We start from the raw sequence: 15,715 nt of genomic DNA, 5'->3' as shown, positions 1-15,715 counted from the left end.
AAGCGTCGCTTCCGACACGGACGCCGGCACAGCATGGACACCGCGGCTGTGGACAACCACGGGCAGGCGTCGCCTGTGCATCGGCAACGGTCAGTCGTGGTGGGACTACTTCGAGAGGTACGGCGCGGCCGGCGGCAGCCCGAGGTTCTTCTCCTGTGTGTACGTCGAGGCGAGCGTCGCGTTGTTGCCGCTGAAGGTCAGATCACCGACGACGATCAAGGAGTCCAACGCGGCACCGCTGCCGTTGCCGCGGTAGTCGAACCTGCCGCTGACGGCGTAGATCGTGCCGCTGGACGGGTCCGTCCCGTTGCCTCGGAAGCCGAAGGTGGCCGTGTTGTTCCGGTCCGCCACGATCGACAGGCCCTTGGTGGGGCCGGACGTCGGCGCGGTGATCGTGAGCGCGGCCTGCCCGGTGAGCAGGATCCCGGCGCCGGACTCCCCTGCCGCACACGGTCGCGGGGTGTGGTCCGTGGCGGCACAGGTGAAGTACATCGTCACGCCCGGCGCCTTCACGTCCATCAGCCCGGACTCCTGCTCGACCGTGCTGCCGGCCAGGACGTAGAGGCCCGGTTGGAGCGTGCAGGTGTGCAGGCCGAACGTGCCGTAGTAGATGCCCGGGCCACCAGTGCACGCGTCGCCCGTCTTGGCCTGCAGGCCAGCTGTGCTGGGCGGCAGGGTCAGGAAGGCGAGGGGATCGGGCACGGGCTGCTGGCCGGTGGACGGCGGCGGGGTGAAGGTGCCCACGCTCGAGACGGTCCCCTCGATGGAGATGGAGCTCCCGGGCCCGGTCACGGTCACCGAGCCGTTCGGGTTCGCGGTCACGCTGCCGTTGAAGAAGGCGCTCGCGCCGCCGATCGAGATGTTGCCGTTCTGGATGTCGTGGATGCCCGAGCCGATGACGCAGAGGCCGCAGTCCGCCCGGCCGCCGGGCTTCACCGTGGCCTCTGCCGTCGCCGAGACCGGGACGTTGCTGATCCCGGCCAAGCCGCCGATCGGGGTGGCCACCTTCCGGACCGGGATCACCACCCTGACTCGGGTCGGGTGGCTCGCGTCGTCGTACGAGATGCAGGGAGTGCCCGACGCGACGGGCAGTGGCGCAGGATCCGCGCAGCTCGCCCACTGCGCGTCGGTGACCCCGTCGTTCTGGGCCGCGAAGGCCTTGGCGGCAGCAGTGCCCGCAGCCAGGTCGACGGCGCCGGAGGCGTAGAGGGCGTTGGAGGCAGCCAGGGCAGCGGCGTCGGCGGCGTTCTGCGCCTGGAGCCGTACGTCGCGGGCCTGGCCCAGATCGGCCACGAGTCCGGCGAGGAGCAGCAGCGCGGTCGCGCTCAGCGCGGCGATCACCGCGACCACCCCACGCTCGTCGCGTCGGCCCCGGAGCGCGGTCAGCTGCACCACGACCAGTCCTGGCCGGCAGGGAGTGCGTCGGCATAGCTCGTCGCTCCCGCGGGCACCGGACTCGCGACCTCGATCGCCATGTCGGTGCGGGCCCGAGTGAAGCCACCGGCCGGGAACGGCACCATGCCGGTGAGGCCCTTGGTCTGCACCAGGGTGCAGACCGTCAGGGTCTGGCCGGTCGTCCATGACGAGTAGAAGGCCTTGACGTACGCCGTACCCGCGAGAGGGCCGATGTCGGCCCGCGCCGTGCACGCGGCCTGAGCCAGGAAGCCCGTCTGGGTCGCGCAGGCGCCGGTCGGGGCGGTCTGCACCACGGCCTCGCGGGCGGCCTCGCGGATGCCCTGGCGCGCGTTGAGCGAGTTGTCGAACAGCAGCCCGTAGTCGATGACTCCGAAGAGGATCGCGAAGAGGACAGGCATGATCAGCGCGAACTCGACCGTCGCCGAGGCGCGTCCGTCGCGCTGCCTGCGCGCACGTGCCACCGAGTGCAATGTGTTCCCTCCCCAGGCATTGCTGGGGAAAGGCTATGTCGAGCAGGTGGATCGCGTCTCGTAAATGCGACCGAGACTCAGCCGACCATCTGTGGCGTGTCACACGATGGTGACTTCACCGCGTAGACGTCGGCCCCGCCGACCCTCACCCCCAGCGCCGCAGACCATGGCGCCAACAGGGTGTTGAGGTTGCCGATCAACCCACTGACCGTGGAGGCGATCGTCGATGTGAGCGTCGTAGCGGCCGATGTCGTGGTGTTAACGATCGAGCTCACCAGTCCCGTTACCGAGGTGAGACCGACGGCACTGGTGACGCCGCTCAGCGGTCCGGAGTAGACCGTTACACCCAACAGCTTGACGGTCACGATCGTCGCGGTCGGATCCGCGTTCACGGTGTAGGAGGTGGGCAGCTGGAACGCAGAGCCGGTGGTGACCGGCGTGACGTCGTTGGGCGGGATCGTCAAGGTCGGCGACGTCGACGATGCCCCCACCGTGGTGGCGGCGTTCACGTTGAACCGATAGTCGAAGTGGATCGAGTACAGGCTGAGCAGCACGGTCAGCGAGCTGTCCAGGGTCGCAGGGATCTGGGCGCTCAGTGCGACCGTGCCGGCGGCGGCGGTGACGTCCACGGGAATCTTGTCCGGATCGGCGGCTGTGCCGGAACCGCAGACGATCGGATCGGCCAGCACTCCCTCCGCATTGCCGAGGTTGACCGACAGCGTCGCCGAGGCGGTCTGGGTCTTCAACGTCGGCCCCGGCCCCGGCAGGTTGACCGAGCTCGAGCTGATCGCGGGAATGACCACGGTGCCGCTGAGCTGCGACGCGGTAGCGGTCGCCTTCCCCGGCGCCCCACAGGCCTGCTGGGCTGCTTGAGTGACCTTCAGCGAGGAACTCGCCACATTGCCCAGGCCGGGGACCTGGACCTGAAGGTCGCTGGCGGTGAGTCCATAAGTGCCGTCGGCGGCAAGGACAGTTCCGGTCAGGATGTCGAGCAGGTTGAGCTCGGTTGCGAGCGCCGCGGGATCGGAGGGGCTTGCGCTGATCACCGTGTCGCCAAGCTTCACGGTGCCGCCCACCGAGGCACTCTGCTGGACCAGCTTGTTGAGGGCCGAGATCGCTACGGTGTTCGAAGGGTCGTTGCGGCTCACCACGTCAAGGGCGGCCAGGGCAAGGTCGTTGTAGGTCACCCCACCGGTCAGCAGCTGGTCCACCGACCCGATATGACTGTCGCTGCCGAGGTCGGCCAGGGTCACCGTTTCAGTCGCCAGCCCCTTGTAGTCGACCAATCCCAGGTTGACGCCGAAGATCTCGTTGAGGGGCGCGAGAAGCGTCGAGTCTGCGGAGTTGATGCGAGCCGCGAACGAGCCCAGCCTGAAGCAGGCACTGGTGCTCGCGGTGGCGATCGCGCTCCGGGAGACGCCGCCGCTGCCGATTCCACCGCCGGGCAGCGCCTTCGCCAAGCCGAAGCCGACCGTGGTGGATGCGGTGACACGCACAGCGGACGGCACCGTGCTGCCGGTGATCGGCGTGAAGTAGCCCGAGGTTCCGTACTTGGCCGGATCGACGGTGCCGACCTGCGCGACGACACCGCGCACGGCGTTGTCTCCGACCGTGTCCAGGTTGTTGGCGGCACTCTTCTCCGCAAGGCCACCAGGCCCGTTGAACTCGCTCAGCAGGGCGTCGGCGCCCGTGGTCCCGTCGAGGTGCCGGGAGAGGTCGAGCGCCACCACGTCGGCGAGGGACTGCATGTCGCCCCGGGCGACACGCTGCATCCCGATGTCCACGGTGAAGGCCGCAACCGGGACCAACACGAAGCAGATGATCAGCGCCATCATGATGGCGACCGCGCCGGCCTCCCGGCGGTGCCTCTTCACGGGCTGCTCACCTGGGCCGTCGCCGAGTAGGTCAGCGTGTCCGGCATCACGAAGCCGACCAGCGGGAGGGGAAGCAGCGGATGGTTCTTGAGGTCATAGCTCACGGTGACGGTCTCGCACTGGAGCGTGTCGTCGTTCGGGCAGGCGCCCTGGACGAAGGAGCACGTCATCGGGCCCGTGGCGGCGCACTGCTTGCCGAACGACTGGACAGAGTCGTTGACTGCCGCCGTGGCGACGGTGTCCGCATCCGTCGCACCAGAGGGAGCCACTGCCGCCGCTCGAGCCCCCTCGGTCGCGGCTTGGCTCAACGACTGCCGGAAGCTCAGCATGTAGCCGTAGGAGATGACGGCGAAGGTCAGTGGGACCACGATGAAGCAGATCACCAGGGCGGCCTCGACCGCCGCCGCGCCGCGCTCGCGCCCGCCCAGGCGTGCGCGCAGGGTACGACGTACCGACATGGCGCCTCCCTCCCCGGTGACCACGGCGAAAGGCTAGGCGCATTCCGACTGTGTTGTGAGCGGAATGCCGGAATCGGTGCGCCCGGCCTTTCGACACGCTCAGGGACCGGATGGGCTCAGGGACCGGCGGGCTCAGGGGTCGGCGGGCTCAGGCCTTCGGCGGCTCGAAGTCCGACTCCGCGAGCTCCTCGACGTTGACGTCCTTGAAGGTCAGCACCTTGACGTTCTTGGCGAACCGCGCGGGGCGGTACATGTCCCACACCCAGGCATCGGTCATCGTCACCTCGAAGAAGACGTCACCGGCCTCGGTGCGGGCCTTCACGTCGACGGAGTTGCACAGGTAGAACCGTCGATCGGTCTCTACGACGTACTTGAAGATGCCGACGACGTCGCGGTACTCGCGATAGAGCGTCAGCTCCATCTCGGTCTCGTACTTCTCGAGATCCTCGGCGCTCATCGCAGGCCTTCCATGTCGAGTTCGAGCTGGTGCTCAAGGCTAAGCGGTACGTCGTCGGGGATCCCGGCGGCGCGTCGTACGTTCACGAACCTCATCCGGTGCTCCGGGCACGGACCGTGCTCGAGCAGCGCCGCGGTGTGCTCCTCGGTGATGTAGCCCTTGTGCGTGGCGAAATCGTAGTCCGGCCACTGCTCGTGCAGCTGCACCATGATCCGGTCACGCGTCACCTTCGCGATCACCGAGGCGGCCGAGATGCAGGCAGCCACCCGGTCGCCCTTCCACATGGCGAGGCCGGGCACCTCCAGGCCGTCGACAGGGAACCCGTCGGTCAGCACGTACGACGGCCGCAGGTCCAGGCGTGCCAGCGCCCTCCTGAGCGCCTCGACATTGGCCACGTGCATGCCGAGCCGGTCGCAGTCGGTCGACGGGACGACCACCACCGACCAGGCCAGCGCCCGCTTCACCACGTGGGCGTAACAGCGCTCCCGCGCGGCAGGGGTGAGGAGCTTGGAGTCGGCCAGCCCCGGGACGATCCCCATCCGGCCCTCCGGCAGGATCGCGGCCGCGGCGACCAGCGGCCCGGCACAGGCTCCTCGTCCTGCCTCGTCGACGCCGGCGATGGGCGCGAGCCCGGCCCGGCGCAGCGCGCGCTCATAGCCGTAGAGGCCGGCGTCACGCCGGATCGTCGTACCGCGAGGAAGATGCGTCATGGTCACGGCTCGTCAGGGGTGGCTGGGGATGTCCTCGAAGGTAGCCGGTCGGTGGATGATCTCGGCTCGGCCGAGCGGCCACACCAGCGCGAAGACCTTGCCGACGACCAGGTCGTCGGGCACGAACCCGCCGCCCGGATCGCCCATGTGGCCGCGCGAGTCCCAGGAGTTGCCCCGGTTGTCGCCCATCACCCAGAGGTGACCCAGCGGGACCCGGACGTTGAACCGGGTGAGCGACGGCTTGGTGCCCTTCGGCAGGTAGGACCCCTCGTTGAGCGCCTTGCCGTTCACCGTGATCCGGCCCTGGGCGTCGCAGCACCGCACCCGGTCGCCGCCGATGCCGATCACCCGCTTCACCAGGTGCCCACCACTGGGGTAGAGGCCGATGTCGGTCAGCGCCTTGGTGAGGGCGTTCTTCGGGTTCGCGGACTCCTCGTCGGTGAGCCAATGGCCGGGATCCTTGAAGACCACGATGTCGCCACGCTGAGGCGTCCCGCTCCCCCAGTACGACGGCTTCTCCACCAGGATCCGGTCGTTCTTGATGAACTGCGGCTCCATCGACGGCGACGGGATGTAGAACGCCTGGACGAAGAACGACTTGATCACGACCGCGAGCACCAGCGCGATCACCAGCAGCAGGATGGTCTCCATCCACAACGGGAGAGGCTTCTTCTGCTTCTTCTCCCTGGCGGGCCTGGTGGGGAAGGGCGCGTCAGGGTGACTCACGGCGTGAGCCTAACCGTTGCCTGGGGCAACAAGGCTCAGGCCTCGCGCCGCTCCTTGATCTTTGCAGCCTTCCCACGCAGGTTGCGCAGGTAGTAGAGCTTCGCGCGACGGACGTCACCGCGGGTGACGATCTCGATGCTCTCGAAGATCGGCGAGTGCAGCGGGAAGGTGCGCTCGACCCCGACGCCGAACGAGACCTTGCGGACGGTGAAGGTGCGGCCGATGCCGGACCCCTGCACGCGGATGACCACGCCCTGGAAGACCTGGATGCGGGAGCGGGTGCCCTCGATCACCTTCACGTGCACCTTGACGGTGTCACCGGCACGGAAGGCCGGGATGTCGGTGCGCTTGAGGTCGCCGTTCAGGGCGTCGATGGCGTTGGTCATGACAGATCACTCCTCGCGAGTGCCACAGGTCAGCCGCGGATGTCGGTGATGCGTAACTGGGGGCCGGTGGTCCGTGTCGCAGCGATCCCCCTGTGGCAGGAGAGCCGCGGGCATGCCGAGCCGAGGGTCAAGTCTGCCAGAGGAGGCGCCGTACCACGAAATCGGGCTCTGCCGGATGGCTGCGGAGGGCTACCCGGGCGGAGACTCGCGACGGGGCTTGCTCAGCCGCAGCACGCCGGGCTCGACCTGGCCCCGCGGTCTGTACCCGGCGCGCTGGTACATCCGCAGGTTCCGGCTGCTGCCGGCTCCGGTGAACAGCACGAACCTGGTCGCCTCCGCGGGCGCCAGCGCTTCGATCCGCGCCAGCAGCTCACGGCCCAGTCCGCGGCCGCGCAGGTCGGGCGCGACCATCAGCCGACCCACTTCCCAGGTCTCGCCGGTCAGCATCCCCCGCACGCCGCCGACCAGGCGCCCGGCCGCCCGGACGACCAGCACGGTGTGCGTGCCCAGCCAGGCCCGCACGTCGGCCAGCGACTCGTGCAGCGCCGGCACGGTGACGTCGGGGTTGGCCTGCTGCTCGGCCACCCAGCAGGCCAACTGCAAGGTGAGCAGCTCGCCCGCATCGGCGGGCACGGCCGAGGCGACCTCCCACTCCCCCATCTGGCTGCCGTGCAGCAGGTCGGGGCGGCGCTGCGCCGTACGACGCAGGGCCTGGTCGTGCCGCCAGGCCGCGATCCGGGCATGGTCGCCCGACAGCAGCACCTCCGGTACGTCGCGGCCGCGCCAACTGGCCGGCCTGGTGTAGACGGGGTACTCCAGCAGCCCGGACTCACTGTGCGACTCCTCGGCCAGCGACTCCGCGTTGCCCATGAAGCCTGGCAACAGCCGCACCACGGCTTCGATCATCGCGAGCGCGGCCACCTCGCCGCCGTTGAGGACGTAGTCGCCGAGCGACAGCTCACGCACGCTCATCCGGCCGCTCGCCTCCTCCACGACCCGCTGGTCGATGCCCTCGTAGCGGCCGCACACGAACAGCAGGTGGTCGTATCCGGCGAGCTCGCCGGCCACGGCCTGGGTGAAGCGCTCCCCCGCGGGGGTCGGCACCACCAATACGGTCTCAGCGGTGGCCAGCTGGTCGAGTGCCTCACCCCAGGGCTCGGGTTTCATCACCATGCCGGCGCCGCCGCCGGTCGGGGTGTCGTCGACCGTGCGGTGTCGGTCATGGGTCCAGCCACGCAGGTCGTGCACCTGCAGGTCGAGCAACCCGGAGGAGATGGCCTTGCCGGGAAGGGACAACCCGAGCGGCGCGAAGTAGTCCGGGAAGATCGAGACGACGTCGATCCGCATGCTCAGTCGGTCCCGTCCGGATCCAGCAGACCGGGCACGTCGTCGACCACGATCCGGCCGCCCGCGACGTCCACGACGGGCACCAGCGCGGTGACGAACGGGAACAGCACGTCGCGCCCGCCAACGAGCGAGAGGTGCAACAGGTCCTGGGCAGCGTTGTGCTCGACAGAGGTCACGGTGCCGACGGATCGGCCGTCCACTCCCTCGACGGCGAGGCCGACGAGCTGGTGATCGTAGAACTCCTCGGGATCCGCGGGCGACTCCTCCGGGTCGAGGGCGATCTCCAGCATGGTGCCGCGGGCGGCCTCGGCCGCGGTGCGGTCCGCCAGGCCCTCGAAGCGGACCAGCAGCCGACCCTGGTGCCATCGGGTCGCCACGACCCGGAAGGCCTCGGGACGCACAACGCCGTCGGGAGTGCGCCCTGACAGCACACTCCCGACGGCGAAACGTCGTTCGGGCTCGTCGGTGCGGGGTTCGACCGACACCTCACCCTTCACACCGTGGGGCCGGCCGATGCGGCCGACCACGACGGTCTCCTGCGAACGGTCCACGACCCCGTGAGCCGCAGTGGCTCAGCGGCTCCTGTCCACGTCCACGAAGTCGATCCGCGCTTCCTCGCGGCCGGCGAGGGCGCTGATCACGGTGCGGAACGCGGTCGCGGTGCGGCCGCGTCGTCCGATCACCTTGCCCAGGTCGGACGGATGCACGCGCACCTCGAGGATCGAGCCGCGGCGCAGCTTCTTGTCCCGCACGCTGACGTCGTCGGGGTGCTCCACGATGCCCCGGACCAGGTGCTCGAGCGCGTCGGCGAGCAAGATCAGGCCTCGGTCTTGTCGTCGGTCGAAGCCTCGGCAGCAGGTGCCTCGACCTCGGCAGCCTCAGCAGCAGGCGCCTCGGCGGGCTCGGCAGCCTCAGCGGCCGGCGCGTCAGCAGCCGGCGCCTCAGCGGGCTCGGCAGCCTCAGCGGCCGGCGCCTGCGCGGCCTTCTTGGAGGCGGCCTTCTTCGTGACCGCCTCGGCCTTGGGCTCCTTCGCGGAGTCCTTGAGCGCCTCGTTGAAGATCTCGGTCTTGTCGCGCTTGGGCTCGGCGACCCTCAGCGTGCCCTCGGCACCGGGGAGGCCCTTGAACCGCTGCCAGTCGCCGGTCACCTTGAGGATGGCCTCGACGGCCTCGGAGGGCTGCGCACCGACGCCCAGCCAGTACTGCGCGCGCTCGGACTTGACCTCGATGAACGAGGGCTCGGCCTTGGGGTGGTACTTGCCGATCTCCTCGATCACCCTGCCGTCGCGCTTCTTGCGCGCGTCGACGACGACGACACGATAGAACGGCTGGCGGATCTTGCCCATGCGCTTGAGACGAATCTTGACGGCCACGTCTGTGGTGTCTCCTTGAAATCTTGTGAGTGGGTGAGCGTCCGCGCCCTGGTGGGGAACCGGGTCGGACGTCTCGGTTGGCCTGGGCACGCCGGGATAGAGGGTCGCGAAGCGCTCAGGACTCAGAAGGTGATTCTGCCAGACGGGGCGGCGTACGCCGAATCGGGCGCGACCGCGGCCGCGGTTGCAACCTCATCGCCCTCTCCTGCGTGAAGGAGACGTCAGCGCACGCATCGATTCACTCGGGGGACCCGATGACCACGACCGACCTCGTCCTACCAGCCCAGCTCACGGCGCCACCGCGCCTGACCCAGCGGCATCCCTGGCTGCACCCAGTGGCGGTGCGGGCCTACCGGATGCGGCGTCGGTGGGCGTGGCTGACCTCCGACGCCCGCTGGGCGGTCCGCCGACCCGATACGCCGGCGCCGTACCGGATCAAGCAGCATGGGTCCCTGCTGATGCGCCAGCTCGGCGCGAGCGAGATGTGGCTGCAGCAGAACAAGGTGACGAACCTGCGGCTGGCGTCGGCCTGCGTCGACGGAGTCGCCATCCGGCCGGGCGAGACGTTCTCCTTCAACCGGGTGGTGGGCAACTGCACCCGGCGGCGGGGCTTCGTGCCGGGCATGCGGCTCTCGAACGGCGCTGCCCGCCCGGGGATCGGTGGTGGCCTCTGCCAGCTGGCCAACCTGCTGGCCTGGATGTTCATGCACTCCGACCTGACGATCGTGGAACGCTCCGAGCACAGCTTCGACCCGTTCCCCGACAACGGTCGGGTGCTGCCGTGGGGCGTCGGCTGCTCGATCGCCTACAACTACGTCGACCTGGTGGTCCGCAATGACACCGACGCGACGTTCACGCTCTCGGTGGCCGTCGGCGAGCGCTACCTCGAGGGCGAGCTCCGCAGCGACCGCGAGCCGGCGCGCTCCTTCTCGGTGCACGCGCGCAACGAGGAGTTCCTGCGGCACGAGGGCCGGGTCTTCCGGCGCAACCAGATCTGGCGCGACGTGATCGACCGGCGGACCGGCAACCGCGTCGACGAGGAGCTGATGATGGAGAACTGCGCGCTGGTGGTCTACGAGCCGACCGGCGTCGAGGTCATCGACGTGTGACGACGTTCCCGCGGAGCACGACCAGGGTGGGCTCGTCGAGCACGGACAGGTCGGCCAGCGGGTCGCGCGGCAGCACCACGAAGTCGGCCGGAGCGCCCTCGTCGAGGGTCGCGTTCCAGCCCAGCCAGGCCCGAGCACGCCACGACGCGGCGCCGAGCGCGTAGTCCGCAGGCATGCCCAGCTCGGCCATCGCGCGCACCTCGCCGGCGATCCGGCCGTGCGCCATCACGCCCCCGGCGTCGGTGCCGGCGTAGAGCGCGACACCAGCCTCGTAGGCGGACATCAGCGTCTCCCGCCGGCGAGCGTGCAGGTCGAGCATGTGGCCGGCGTACGCCGGGAACTTGGGGCCGGCCTGCTCGGCGTACGTCGGGAAGTTGTCCAACTGCATCACCGTCGGCACCAGCGCGGTGCCCTGGGCGACCATCGTGTCGATGAGCTCGACGCTGAGCCCGGTGCCGTGCTCGATGCAGTCGATTCCGGCCTCGAGCAGGCCGGGTAGGACGTCCTCGCCGAAGCAGTGCGCGGTCACCTTGGCGCCGTGCTCGTGCGCGACCCGGATCGCCTCGGCGAACGCCTGGGCAGGGAAGGACGGCGCCAGGTCACCCTCCTCACGCGAGATCCAGTCGCCGACGAGCTTGACCCAGCCATCCCCGCGCCGAGCCTCCTGCGCGACGTACACCGGCAGCTCCGCGGGCTCGATCTCGTGGGCGAAGTTGCGGATGTAGCGCTTGGTCCGGGCGATGTGCCGGCCGGCCCGGATCAGCCGGGGCAGGTCGTCGCGCTCGTGGATCCAGCTGGTGTCGACCGCCGATCCGCAGTCGCGCAGCAACAGCGCGCCCGCGTCGCGGTCGGCGATGGCCTGCCGCTCGCACTCGTCGTCCGGGACCCCGCCGTGGTTGTCCAGGCCGACGTGGCAGTGCGCATCGACCAGACCGGGCACGATCCAGCCCTCGGCCACGGTGTCCGCGCCAGGCTGGGCCTCGTAGGTGACCTGCCCATCGACGACGTACAGGTCACGGCTCTCACCGTCGGGCAGCACCGGACCCCTGAACCGCATCGCTCCCATGTCCCGGACGCTATCGCGGGGCCGCGGGCGGGGGCCACGGGGTGGGGACGGGCTACTTGAGGTACTTGTCGAAGCCCGCGGGCAGCTCGAAGCTCGACGGGTCGAAGTCCGCGGGGACGTCGGCGTCCTTGATCCCGAACGGGTTGGCCGGCTGGTTCGCGGCCTCCTCGGCCTGGGCGGCCTCCTGCTGCGCGCGCTTGGCGGGGTTGCCGGAGACCCGCTTGCCCTTGCTCTTCTTCGGCTTGGCCGCCTGGCGCGCCTTGGCGCGCTTGCCGCCACCCATGCCGGGCATCCCCGGCATGCCGGGCATCCCGCCTCCCCGCGCCATCTGCTCCATCATCTTCTTGGCCTCGCCGAAGCGCTCGATGAGCCCATTGACGTCGGAGACGCTGCGACCGGAGCCCTTGGCGATCCGGGACCGGCGCGAGCCGTCGATCATCCGCGGGTTCTCCCGCTCGGCCGGGGTCATCGACTGGATGATCGCCTGGATCCGGTCGATCTCGCGCTCGTCGAAGTTCTCCAGCTGCTCGCGGAACTGGCCCATGCCCGGGAGCATCCCGAGCATCTTGGTCATCGACCCCATCTTGCGCAGCTGCTGCATCTGCTCGAGGAAGTCGTGGAGGGTGAACTCACCGTCCTGCAGCTTCGCCGCGGCGCGGGCGGCCTGGTCGGCGTCGAAGGTCCGCTCGGCCTGTTCGATCAACGTGAGCAGGTCGCCCATGTCGAGGATGCGCGAGGCCATCCGGTCGGGGTGGAACAGGTCGAAGTCGGTGAGCTTCTCGCCGGCGGACGCGAACATCACCGGCTTGCCGGTCATCTGGGCGATCGACAGCGCGGCACCACCGCGGGCGTCACCGTCGAGCTTGGTGAGTACGACGGCGTCGTACCCGACCCCGTCCAGGAAGGCCTGTGCGGTGTTGACCGCGTCCTGGCCGATCATCGCGTCGACGACGAAGAGCACCTCGTCGGGCGTCACGGCGTCCCGGATGTCGGCAGCCTGGCGCATCAGCTCCTCGTCGATGCCCAGCCGGCCGGCGGTGTCGACGATGACCACGTCGTGCAGCGTCCGCCGGGCCTCGTCGATCGCCCGTCGGGCCACGTCGACCGGGTCGCCGCCGTGCTCGACGCCCTGGGCGTTGCCGGGCTCGGGGGCGAAGACGGTGACACCGGCCCGCTCGCCGTTGACCTGGAGCTGGTTCACCGCGTTGGGCCGCTGCAGGTCGGCAGCCACCAGCATCGGGCTCTTGCCCTGGTCCTTGAGCCAGAGCGCAAGCTTGGCGGCCAGTGTCGTCTTTCCGGCGCCCTGGAGACCGGCCAGCATGATCACCGTCGGGGGGTTCTTCGCGAATCGCAGTCGCCTGGTCTCGCCGCCGAGGATGGTGACGAGCTCCTCGTTGACGATCTTGATGACCTGTTGCGCGGGGTTCAGCGCCTGGCTGACCTCCGCACCGCGCGCCCGCTCCTTGACCCGGCCGACGAAGTCCTTGACGACGGGGAGGGCGACGTCGGCCTCGAGCAGGGCGAGCCTGATCTCACGTGCCGTGGCGTCGATGTCGGCCTCGGAGAGCCGGCCCTTGCCACGAAGGCTCTTGAAGGTGTCGGCAAGGCGGTCGGAGAGGGTGGCGAACACGTGGTGGGTCCTCGAGGGGCAGAAGGGTCGTTGCGACTGCCCAGCCTATCCGGCGGGACGCGACCACCCGCGCCCGCAGCAGGTCACCGAGGTGCCACGCTCTCCGCCAGCGCGCCGCGCACAGCGTGCGCGGCAGCGGCGGCGCGCCGATCGGTGAGCGCTCCGGCGGCGTGCTCCTGGACGTAGAACACGTCGACCGCCTGCGGGCCCAGGGTGCTCACGTGCGCCGAGCGGACCGAGATGCCGAGCCCGGCCAGCGCGCGACAGACCGTGTGGATCAGGCCCGGTCGGTCGGCGGCGCGCACCTCCAGCACTGTCGCTCGTGCCGACGCCTCGGGACGTACGACGACGATCGGCTCCAGCCGCGTCGGGCCGGGCCGGCGCAGCCGGTCGGCAGGGTCGACCCGGCCGGCCGCGATCGCCTCGAGCCGCTGCCGGAGTACGGCGGCGTCGAGGTCGGCGTCCTCGACCGTCCACTCCGAGACGCCGACGTCACGTCCGCCCACCTCCTGGGTCCAGGCGCGGGCAGCGCGCACCGAGACCCGCTGCAGGGCGAGGGTCGCTGCCGCATCGGCGAGAAGGCCGACGCGGTCACGGCCGAAGACCCGGACCAGCGATCCGGCCGGTCTCGGCTCCACCTCGACGACCAGATGCTCGGCACCGGACCGCACGGTGTCCGGCACGACGACGGAGGCAGGAGCGGGATCGGGCGGCGGGAGCTCCTGCAGCGCGGCCCCGCAGCGCCGTACCAGGCCGGTGACCAGCTCGGCGCGCCACGGCGACCAGGCCTTCTCGGAGGTGGCCCGCGCGTCGGCCTCGGTGAGCGCCGCCAGCAGGTCGAGCTCCTCACGGTCGCGGACCTGCGTGGTGACCAGCGCGAGCGTCGCCGGGTCGTCGGGGTCTCGGGTGGTGGCGACCTCCGGGAGCAGCAGGTGCCGGCGTACCAGCCCTGCGACCAGGTCGACCTCGCGGTCATCGAACCCGATCCGTCGCGCGACCAGCCGGGCGATCGGCTCACCGGCGGCACTGTGCTCGGTGCGCCCGCCCTTGCCGATGTCGTGCAGCAGCGCCGCCACCACCAGCACGTCGGGCCGGGCGACCCGACGGATCAGAGCGGCGGCCTCGATGCAGGTCTCGACCAGGTGCCGGTCGACGGTGAACCGATGCACCACGGAGGCGTGCGGAAGCAGGCGTACCCGGGACCACTCCGGGAGCACGGCGTCCACCGCCCCGGTCTCCTCCAGCGTCTCCCACACCGGCAACAGCCCGGGCCCCGAGGCGAGCAACCGGACGAAGATCTCCCGGGCTCCGGCCGGCCACGGGTCGGGAAGGGGCGGGGTCTCGCGCGCCAGTCGCGCCGCGGTGGCCGGGGCAAGCACCAGGTCCCGCTCGGCCGCCTCCGCGGCGGCGCGCAACAGCAGCAGCGGGTCGGAGCTCGGAGCCGTGCCGCGGTCCAGCACCACCTCCTCGTGGGCCACCGCGACGCCGGGCGCCACCGGCTGGAGCTGCGGCCGCCGGGCACCACTCGTGCGCGGACGGCGGAGCACCGCGTCGGTCCGCCGCCAGGTGAGCCGGGAGATGTGGGTCAGGCGGCGGGCCAGGGCTCGGGTGTGCCGCTGGGCGGCGGTCGCGTCGGCGAGGCCCAGCAGGTCTGCTACCTCGGGCCAGTACTCCGGCGTGACCCGGTCCGTGGACCGGCCCGCGACGGAGTGCACCACGTCACGCACGTCGAGCAACCCCTGACGACACCGCTCGAGATCGGCGTGCGGAACGTCGACCAGCCAGCTCGCGACCAGCGCCTTGAGGACGGTGCCGTCGCGCAGGCCACCGACGGACTCCTTGAGGTCGGGGACCGCGGCATCGGCCAGCTCGCCGAGCCGTCCGGCCCGGGCCTCCCCGAGCCGGCGCAGCTCGGGCAGCCTGAGTCGGGCGTCGCGCCGCCACGCCGCGAGCACCGCGGTGCGCAGCCGCAGGGTGAGGTTGGGGTCGCCGGCCAGATGTCGCGCGTCGAGCATCCCGAGGGCGACCCGCAGGTCCGCCCCGGACCGCTCGAGCACCTCGGCCAGGGTCCGCACCGCGTGGTCGATCTCGACGCCGGAGTCCCACAGCGGGTACCACAGCCCGGCGGCCCACGCCCCCGGCTCGACCCCGTCGTCGAGCACCAGCACCACATCGAGGTCGCTGTACGGCGACAACTCCTGCCGGCCGTACCCGCCGACCGCCACCAGCGCCACACCGGAGTCCGGGCAGCCGGCGTCGTCGAACGCCCGGGCGCACAGGGCGTCCGCCTCCCGAGTGCGCGTGGCGCGCTCCGCGGCGGTCACGCCGACGTCAGATCGCGGACTCGTCGCGGTCGCCGGTGCGCACCCGGACCACGGACTCGACGGGCGAGATCCACACCTTGCCATCGCCGATCCGGCCGGTCGCGGCAGCGCCGACGATCGCTTCGCTGACGGCGTCGGCGTCGGCGTCGTCGACGACGATCTCGACGCGGACCTTGGGCACCAGCGCAATGTCGTACTCCGCGCCGCGGTAGACCTCGGTGTGCCCCTTCTGCCGGCCGTAGCCGCTGACCTCGCTCACCGTCATCCCGGTGACACCCACCAACTCCAGTGCAGCCCGGACGTCTTCCCATTTGTGCGGCTTGATCACCGCGGTCACCAGCTTCATCGTGATCGTCCTCTCGGTGGTTGT

General features: G+C 70.5%; 17 protein-coding genes. 1 reads left to right on the top strand and 16 read right to left on the bottom strand.

Annotated features, from left to right (window positions below):
• Positions 1-105 precede the first annotated feature (105 nt).
• The 12 genes from Q9R13_RS19660 to rpsP all read right to left on the bottom strand — a co-directional run bounded on the left by Q9R13_RS19660 (position 106) and on the right by rpsP (position 9,216).
• Positions 106-1,395: a pilus assembly protein TadG-related protein gene (locus Q9R13_RS19660; protein WP_310962870.1), complete on the bottom strand. Its 1,290-nt coding sequence runs from the start codon at positions 1,393-1,395 to the stop codon at positions 106-108.
• Complete coding sequence (locus Q9R13_RS19655) at positions 1,383-1,877, bottom strand: TadE family protein (RefSeq protein WP_310962869.1); 495 nt, start codon at positions 1,875-1,877, stop codon at positions 1,383-1,385. The genes Q9R13_RS19660 and Q9R13_RS19655 overlap by 13 nt, the downstream gene beginning before the upstream one ends.
• Before the next feature lie 86 nt (positions 1,878-1,963).
• Positions 1,964-3,760, bottom strand: a complete 1,797-nt coding sequence (locus Q9R13_RS19650) for a pilus assembly protein TadG-related protein (RefSeq protein ID WP_310962868.1) — start codon at positions 3,758-3,760, stop codon at positions 1,964-1,966.
• Entirely contained in the window at positions 3,757-4,242 is a 486-nt protein-coding gene (locus tag Q9R13_RS19645; protein WP_310962867.1) for a TadE/TadG family type IV pilus assembly protein, read from the bottom strand. Before Q9R13_RS19645 ends, Q9R13_RS19650 begins: the two co-directional genes overlap by 4 nt.
• A 124-nt stretch (positions 4,243-4,366) precedes the next feature.
• Positions 4,367-4,675 (bottom strand): DUF2469 domain-containing protein, encoded by a 309-nt coding sequence (locus Q9R13_RS19640; RefSeq protein WP_310962866.1) that lies wholly within the window; start codon positions 4,673-4,675, stop codon positions 4,367-4,369.
• Positions 4,672-5,385, bottom strand: a complete 714-nt coding sequence (locus tag Q9R13_RS19635) for a ribonuclease HII (protein WP_310962865.1) — start codon at positions 5,383-5,385, stop codon at positions 4,672-4,674. The genes Q9R13_RS19640 and Q9R13_RS19635 overlap by 4 nt, the downstream gene beginning before the upstream one ends.
• A gap of 12 nt (positions 5,386-5,397) precedes the next feature.
• Entirely contained in the window at positions 5,398-6,111 is a 714-nt protein-coding gene (gene lepB, locus Q9R13_RS19630; protein ID WP_310962863.1) for a signal peptidase I, read from the bottom strand.
• Between the two features lie 35 nt (positions 6,112-6,146).
• Positions 6,147-6,497 (bottom strand): 50S ribosomal protein L19, encoded by a 351-nt coding sequence (gene rplS / locus Q9R13_RS19625; protein WP_310962862.1) that lies wholly within the window; start codon positions 6,495-6,497, stop codon positions 6,147-6,149.
• 189 nt (positions 6,498-6,686) lie between these two features.
• Complete coding sequence (trmD, locus tag Q9R13_RS19620; RefSeq protein WP_310962861.1) at positions 6,687-7,844, bottom strand: tRNA (guanosine(37)-N1)-methyltransferase TrmD; 1,158 nt, start codon at positions 7,842-7,844, stop codon at positions 6,687-6,689.
• A 2-nt stretch (positions 7,845-7,846) separates the two neighbouring features.
• The gene (gene rimM / locus Q9R13_RS19615) at positions 7,847-8,371 is read right to left on the bottom strand and encodes a ribosome maturation factor RimM (RefSeq protein WP_310962860.1); all 525 of its coding nucleotides are present in this window, start codon (positions 8,369-8,371) and stop codon (positions 7,847-7,849) included.
• Between the two features lie 45 nt (positions 8,372-8,416).
• On the bottom strand, positions 8,417-8,659 hold the full coding sequence (locus Q9R13_RS19610) for an RNA-binding protein (RefSeq protein ID WP_310962859.1): 243 nt from the start codon (positions 8,657-8,659) through the stop codon (positions 8,417-8,419).
• A 2-nt stretch (positions 8,660-8,661) separates the two neighbouring features.
• Positions 8,662-9,216 (bottom strand): 30S ribosomal protein S16, encoded by a 555-nt coding sequence (rpsP, locus tag Q9R13_RS19605; RefSeq protein ID WP_310962858.1) that lies wholly within the window; start codon positions 9,214-9,216, stop codon positions 8,662-8,664.
• 254 nt (positions 9,217-9,470) lie between these two features.
• Here rpsP and Q9R13_RS19600 point away from each other — a divergent pair, with 254 nt between their 5' ends.
• Positions 9,471-10,325: a VanW family protein gene (locus Q9R13_RS19600; protein WP_310962857.1), complete on the top strand. Its 855-nt coding sequence runs from the start codon at positions 9,471-9,473 to the stop codon at positions 10,323-10,325.
• Here the strand turns inward: Q9R13_RS19600 and Q9R13_RS19595 are convergent.
• The 4 genes from Q9R13_RS19595 to Q9R13_RS19580 form a co-directional block, all read right to left on the bottom strand.
• Positions 10,312-11,391 (bottom strand): amidohydrolase family protein, encoded by a 1,080-nt coding sequence (locus tag Q9R13_RS19595; RefSeq protein ID WP_310962856.1) that lies wholly within the window; start codon positions 11,389-11,391, stop codon positions 10,312-10,314. The genes Q9R13_RS19600 and Q9R13_RS19595 overlap by 14 nt on opposite strands.
• Before the next feature lie 52 nt (positions 11,392-11,443).
• Entirely contained in the window at positions 11,444-13,021 is a 1,578-nt protein-coding gene (gene ffh / locus Q9R13_RS19590) for a signal recognition particle protein (RefSeq protein WP_310962855.1), read from the bottom strand.
• Between the two features lie 83 nt (positions 13,022-13,104).
• Positions 13,105-15,345 (bottom strand): [protein-PII] uridylyltransferase, encoded by a 2,241-nt coding sequence (locus Q9R13_RS19585; protein WP_310962854.1) that lies wholly within the window; start codon positions 15,343-15,345, stop codon positions 13,105-13,107.
• Between the two features lie 7 nt (positions 15,346-15,352).
• Positions 15,353-15,691 (bottom strand): P-II family nitrogen regulator, encoded by a 339-nt coding sequence (locus tag Q9R13_RS19580; protein ID WP_310962853.1) that lies wholly within the window; start codon positions 15,689-15,691, stop codon positions 15,353-15,355.
• Positions 15,692-15,715 lie beyond the last annotated feature (24 nt).

Origin of the sequence: Nocardioides marmorisolisilvae (assembly GCF_031656915.1) — a bacterium.
GTDB lineage: Bacteria > Actinomycetota > Actinomycetes > Propionibacteriales > Nocardioidaceae > Marmoricola > Marmoricola terrisoli.
Note: the sequence above shows the minus strand (reverse complement) of the source record. Positions and strands in the feature narration are given on the sequence as shown.